Source organism: Streptomyces gobitricini (genome assembly GCF_039532985.1).
Taxonomy (GTDB): domain Bacteria; phylum Actinomycetota; class Actinomycetes; order Streptomycetales; family Streptomycetaceae; genus Streptomyces; species Streptomyces gobitricini.
This window is the reverse complement of sequence record NZ_BAAASR010000022.1, coordinates 83111-89307: the sequence shown is the minus strand read 5'-3', so window position 1 is coordinate 89307 and position 6197 is coordinate 83111. Positions and strand designations below refer to the sequence as shown.

Here is a 6197-nt window from a genome sequence, read left to right as displayed (position 1 = left end):
GCGTACGACGTCCACCGCAACCTCCACCAGGGCAAGGTCGGCGTCCTGTGCCTCGCCCCCGAGGAGGGCATGGGCGTGAAGAACCAGGAGATGCGGGACAAGCACATCGACGCCATCAACCGCTTCCGCGCCGAGCAAGGCTGAACCAGGGCCAGGGCAGGCCCCAGGGGACGACACAGAGAGGAACACGCACGTCATGGGGCGAGGGCGTTCGGTCGTCGGCGTGGTCGGACTCGGCTCGGTCGGAGAACCCCTGTTGGGCATGGTGCGCGCTGCGGGTCACCACGCCGTCGGGGTCGACACCGGACTTGATGTCCTGGCCCGGGTGGACCGCCGGATGAAGGCGGCGGAGGCCGCGGACGGCGCCGCCGGCACGTACACCCTCACCAACGAGATCGCCGCACTCGGCTATGCCGACCTCGTCGTCGAAGCCGTGCCCGAGCTCCTGGCCGTGAAGACCGCGGTGCTCAGGGGGCTCGACAGCGTCTGCTGGGACCGCACCGTGCTGGTCACCACCACCGCACGGCTGCCCCTGACGCGTCTGGCCATCGCCTCCGGCCGGTCGGCCGCCACCCTGGGGCTGCGGGTCCTGAGGCCACCCGCGCCGGGCCGGGGCGTGGAGCCCGTCCGTACGGCAATGAGCGCCGAGGACGCCGTAGCCGTGCTCGATACCCTGGTCGCTCGGCTGGGGCTCGTACCGGTGGCCATCGGCGGACGGCCCGCAGCCGAAGCGGCAGAGCTGCTCCACGCCTTCCTCAACCGTGCCGTCACCCTTGCCGAGGAGCGGCACGCGTCCCAGGAGGACATCGACACGGCGATGCGCATCGGCTGCGGACTGCCGACCGGCCCGCTGCGCCTCGTGGATGAGCTGGGTCTGGACACCGTCCACACCGTCCTCACCCGTTTATTCACCAAGACCGGTGACCCGCGGTTCCGGCCCGCGCCGCTGCTGTCCTCCCTCGTGGACGCCGGACTACTGGGCCGCAAGAGCGGCGAGGGGTTCTACACGTACGACGACCTCGGCCGCCCCTGCCCGCCACCATCCGCCGCTGCCGCTCCGCTGGTTACCGCCCCGGCCGGGGAGCATGGCGGGCCGAACGCCGGCGTCGTGCGACGCGTCGGAATCGTGGGAGCAGGTACCGGTGCGCGCGCCATCGCCGACGCCGTCGTCGCGGCCGGACTGACCGCGGTGGTGGCCCACGGCCCGGCAAGGGGAACGGCCGCACGGCGGGCCTGCGCGATCGACGCGTACAGGCCGCTCGCCGACTGTGATGTGGTGATCGAGGCCCTGGCGGAACCAGCCCACATCAGCGACGTGTTCGCCACTCTCGGCGTCGTGTGCCGGCCGGGCACGCTCCTGGCCACGGCGTCCTCGGCTGTGTCCGTGACCGCCTGCGCACAGGCCTCCGGGCGACCGGGCGACGTGCTCGGTCTGCACTTCTCCGGGCCGGTCCCCGCCACCCCGCTGGTGGAGCTGGTTCGCACCCGCTTCACCAGCGACCGCGCGGTCCGCACCGCACGCGCGTTCTGCGACCGCCTCGACAGGACCGCGATCACCTCCTGGGACCGGCCCGGCACCGTCGTCCACCGGCTGCTGTTCCCGTACCTCGCACACGCGGTGGAGCTGCTGGACCACCCCGACGCCGACGCCCGGTCGACGGACGCGGCGGTCGAGAGCGGTTTCGGGCACCGGATGGGCCCCTATACGATGCTCGACACCATCGGCCTGGACGCCTCCCTCACTGCCCTGCGACGGCTGCACGATGCGTATCCGGAGACCGACGGCCCGCCGCCGCGACTGCTGGAACAGCTCGTGGGGCGGGGGGCCCTGGGCCGCACGAGCGACCACGGCTTCCGGCGTACGCCGACCGGCGACGGCCCCCGCTTCCCCGATGCCGATGGCTGCCCCCCCGACGCCGATCCCGTCGGCTGACTCACCCTGGTCAGGTGCCGATCCCGTCGGCTCATTCGCCCGGTCAGGCACCCGACGCGGTCCGGCCCGCCAGCGCCGAGGGCAGCCCGGCACGGCCGCGTACCCCCAACTTCTGGTAGGCGCGGGTGAGATGCTGCTCGACCGTGCTCGCGGTGACGAAGAGCTTCTCGGCTATCTCCCGATTGGTGTAGCCCTGCGAGGCCAGGACGGCGACCCGTCCCTCGGCCTTGCTGAGTTCCGCACCGGCCCTGGGGGCGGACCGCCGGCCCAAGTGCGGACGGTCGGGGGAGGCGTCGGCGCCGAGCTGTTCAAGAACGCGCAGCGACTCCTCACGCATCCAACGGTTGGCCGTGCTCTGCCGTGTCAGCTCCTCGGCGAGCAGTTCCCGCGCCTGCGCCGGGCTGTCCAGAGCGATCAGTGCCTCGGCCGCGTACGCCCGCCAGGACAGGGCCGTCGACACGTCCAGCCGCCACGCCGCCATCAGGTCACGGCAGGCATGGAAGTCGCCCAGGGCGGCGTGGTAGCGGCGTACCGACAGGTGATAGCGGCCTCGCGCCTGGAGGTAGTGCAGTCCCGGCAGCGTCTGGAACATCGCCTCCGGCACGGGCGTGCGGAAGCACTCGGCGGCTGCCTCGGTGTCGCCTTGTGCCGTGCACGCCAGCACTTTGGCCGCCAGGGGCACCCCGATGGCGATGCCCCAGGAGGCCGGCGGCAGCAGGGTCAGCGCCTCGTCCGCCCGCCGCCTGGCGACGTCGGCGTTGCCCAGCCGGCTCTCCACGGCCGCGCTGGCCGCCGCGAGGAAGGCCCGCACCGTGGGCGCGCGCCGCTCGGCACTCCGTACGAGCTGGTCGCACCACTCCGCGGCGCGGTCCAACTGCGCCGCGTGCATGAACGTCGCCAGTGCCGCGATCGCCGGGGCCACGGGCGGATCGTGCAGCAACACGCCCTGGAGCAATCGTTCCGCCGTCTGGAGCACCCGGACGGTGGGCCCCTCGGCCATCAGCGTGTACAGCACCAGCGCACCGTCGGCCTGTGGGTCCACCGCTCCGACGCTGCGGCCCAGTGCCATCTCCTCCAGGGCGGCGCTGTGCCGGTACCGGGAGCCCAGCGCGGGATACGCGTGCGCGAACCAGACCCTCATGGTCTCCAGCCGCGCCAGGGACTCCTCCAGCAGCTCCTCCTCGGCTCCGTCGAGGGCTGCGAACAGGGCGTCGGCCTCCGCCGGTCTGCCGTGCCACAGCAGATACCCGATCAGCCGGATGCTCTGCCGCCGGTCCAGCCGTCCGCAGCGGTGGGCGTCCAGCAGTGCTTCCAGATGCCGGCGTACGGAGCCGGGGTCCACCTCCCACTCCGCCTGGGCGAGCTCGGAGCGTACGCTCGCCGCCGACTCCGGGTCCGGGCACGCGTCCTTGGCCACTCGCAGGCAGGTGATCGCCCAGTCGGGGGCGTTGTCCCGCAGCGCCTGCGCGGCACTGTCCCGCAGCACGGACAGGGCCCAGCTCTCGGAGAGCCGGCCTCCCGCCACGAGGTGCCGGGCCACCTCGCCGGAGGTGTCCCCGTCCTCGTACAGGAACCGCGCAGCACGGTGGTGGAGTACGGCACGCTCCTCCGGCGCCATGTCCGCCAGGGCGGTGGTGCGCGTCCGGTCCAGGCGGTAACGGCCGTTCGCGGTCAGGCCCAGCGCGTCGAGCGTGGCCAGGGACCGCGTGGCCGATCCCACGGGCAGGCCCAGCAGCCGCTCCAGGTCTCCGGGGGGTGCCGTGTCGCCCAGGACGGCCAGCCCGCGGGCGGTGCGCAGAGTGTCGTCATCGAGCTGGCCGAGCAGGTACCTGACGGCCAGTTCCCATGCGTCTCCCGCCACCGGGGCGACTGCCGTTTCCGGCCCCGCCTCAGGGGTCGCGTCGTCCCTGTCGGCCGGACCGTCAGGGGCTGCCGCCGCGGCGTCCCGGTCCTGGAGCAGCGCCCGTAGCAGCAGGGGACTGCCACCCGAGGCGTGCAACCAGCGGGGCGCGGCGGCACGTGCGGCCTCCTCGCCGAGGCGGACGGCCAGTTCGGAGACGGCCCCGGCGGGGGAGAGGCCCGCCAGGTGGAGCAGTTCGCAGTGCGGGGTGCGGACGAACTCGGCGGTGAGCGCGGAGGCCGCGTGGGGCGCGAGGGACCGCTCGGCGAGCACGACGAGCACCGGCGTCGACGCCACCCTCCGTACCAGATACAGCAAGGACTCCAGCGAGGGGGCGTCGATCTCATGGACGTCGTCCACGGTGACGACGAGCGGCTGGTGCTCGGCGAGGCGCTGGGCGAGGGCCTGGAAGCGGTGGACGGCCGCCGCCTGGCCGTGGCCCCCCGGCTCGCCATCGATGTGTGGAGCGCGGGGGCCGCCGGTGTCCGGCAGCCCGCCGGCGGCCACGGTGAGCTGGTCGATCACGCCCATGGGGAGCGAGCGTTCCGCCCGGGACGCGACGGCGGAAAGGACGACGGCCCCCAAGGCGCGGGCATGGCGGCGGACATGGTGGATCAGTGTGGTCTTGCCCATACCCGGGGTGCCGACCACCAGGGCCGCTCTCCCCGTGCCGCTCCGCGCCTGTGCGAACAGCTCCTCCAGGACATGCCGCCCCTTGGATCCGTCCACCAACTCCACCGATGCCTCCTTACAGACCGCCGACGCTCCGTGCCGCGCAGCGCAACCACGTAGATCAAAACACGGGCGAGGGGCGGTCCAAGAGAGCATGGTCCGGTCGACGGCAGCACGCCGGACGGCCGGCCGGGCCGACCCGAGGCGTGGTCGGCCGTCCGGCCACACAGCGGATACCGAAGCCGCCCGGAAGGATCCTCCCGCACCCGAGCGCGAAGGGAAGCGGTCGCATTACGCGCCGGGGTTTCCAACCCCCTTACCACTTTTGCGGCACCCCCTAGGGAGGCTGACGGTATTGGTCAGGGGTGGTGAATAGGGGGTTGTTCCCACCCCCTATTCGCGCCGATGACAAGGGAATTGGAAACTTGCCAATGGGCTTGCCGGGTGGCTAGCGTCCTGGGCCATGCAGAAAGCGATCGACGTATGGGCAACCGGTCTCGGGGCCATGACTCCCATCGGTGCCGACATGGCCACCACATGGGCGGCGATGCGGTCCGGGGACAACGGAATTCAGGCGCTGAAGGAATCATGGGCCGAGCCGTTGCCAGTACGCCTCGCCGCTCAGCTCCCCGTGAATCCGGCCGACGCGATGAAGCGCACCGAGGCGCGCCGGCTGGACAGGTCCGAGCAGATGGCGCTGGTGACCGCCCGGGAGGCGTGGGCGGACGCGGGAAGCCCTGAGGTGGACGGGGAACGCCTCGCCGTCGTCCTCGGCACCGGCATCGGGGGCGTCACCTCCCTGCTCGGCCAGAACCAGGTACTGGAGACCTCAGGACCGCGCCGGGTCTCGCCGCACACCGTTCCCATGCTGATGGCCAACGGCCCGGCCGCGTGGGTCAGCATGGAGCTCGGCGCGCTCGCCGGCGCCCACGCACCGGTGAGCGCCTGCGCGTCCGGCGCCGAGGCCCTCGCGCTCGGCCTGGACCTCATCCGGGCCGGCCGGGCGGACGTCGTCGTCGCGGGCGGTGTCGAGGCCAGCGTCCACGCCCTGCCGCTGACGGCGTTCGCGCAGATGACGGCGCTGTCCAAGCGCAACGACGACCCCGAGCGCGCGTGCCGCCCGTTCGACGTCGGCCGCGACGGCTTCGTCCTGGGCGAGGGCGCGACCGTCGTCGTCCTGGAGCGCGCCGACCACGCCCGTGCTCGTGGCGTGTCCAAGCCGCACGGTGTCCTGCTCGGTGCGGGCGTCACCTCCAGCGCCTCCCACATCACCGCCTCGGACGTGGTCGGCCAGGTCCGCGCGATGCGCATGTCTCTCCGGGACGCCGGGGTCGCCGCCGCCGACATCGGCCACGTCCACGCGCATGCGACGTCCACCCCCCAGGGCGACGTGGCAGAGGCCCAGGCCGTCGCCGAAGCCATCGGCACGCACCCGGTGGTGACGGCGACGAAGTCCATGACGGGGCACCTGCTGGGCGCCTCCGGGGCCCTCGGCGCCGTGGCCGCCATGCTCGCGCTGCGCGATGGAACCGTCCCGCCCACCCGCAATCTGGACGAACTCGACCCCGACGTGCCGCTCGACGTCGCCGCGGGCCGGACCCGCACCGGTACCTGGGACGTCGCGCTCGCCAATTCCTTCGGTTTCGGCGGACACAACGTGTCGCTGATTCTCGGACGACCCTAGAAAGAGTG

At 72.8% G+C, this 6197-nt stretch carries 3 protein-coding genes; 2 read left to right on the top strand and 1 reads right to left on the bottom strand.

Annotated features, from left to right (window positions below; translation table 11 throughout):
- Nucleotides 1-196 precede the first annotated feature (196 nt).
- The gene (locus tag ABD347_RS20885) at nt 197-1933 is read left to right on the top strand and encodes a 3-hydroxyacyl-CoA dehydrogenase family protein (protein ID WP_344363525.1); all 1737 of its coding nucleotides are present in this window, start codon (nt 197-199) and stop codon (nt 1931-1933) included.
- Between the two features lie 43 nt (nt 1934-1976).
- Here the strand turns inward: ABD347_RS20885 and ABD347_RS20880 are convergent, their stop codons facing one another.
- Nucleotides 1977-4571 carry an AAA family ATPase gene (locus ABD347_RS20880; RefSeq protein WP_344363524.1) on the bottom strand — a complete coding sequence of 865 codons (2595 nt, stop codon included), beginning with the start codon at nt 4569-4571 and terminating at the stop codon, nt 1977-1979.
- Nucleotides 4572-4968: 397 nt separating this feature from the next.
- On the opposite strand from ABD347_RS20880, the gene ABD347_RS20875 reads away from it, so the two are divergent.
- Nucleotides 4969-6189, top strand: coding sequence for a beta-ketoacyl-[acyl-carrier-protein] synthase family protein (locus tag ABD347_RS20875; protein WP_344363523.1), 1221 nt, complete (start codon nt 4969-4971; stop codon nt 6187-6189).
- Nucleotides 6190-6197: the final 8 nt, after the last annotated feature.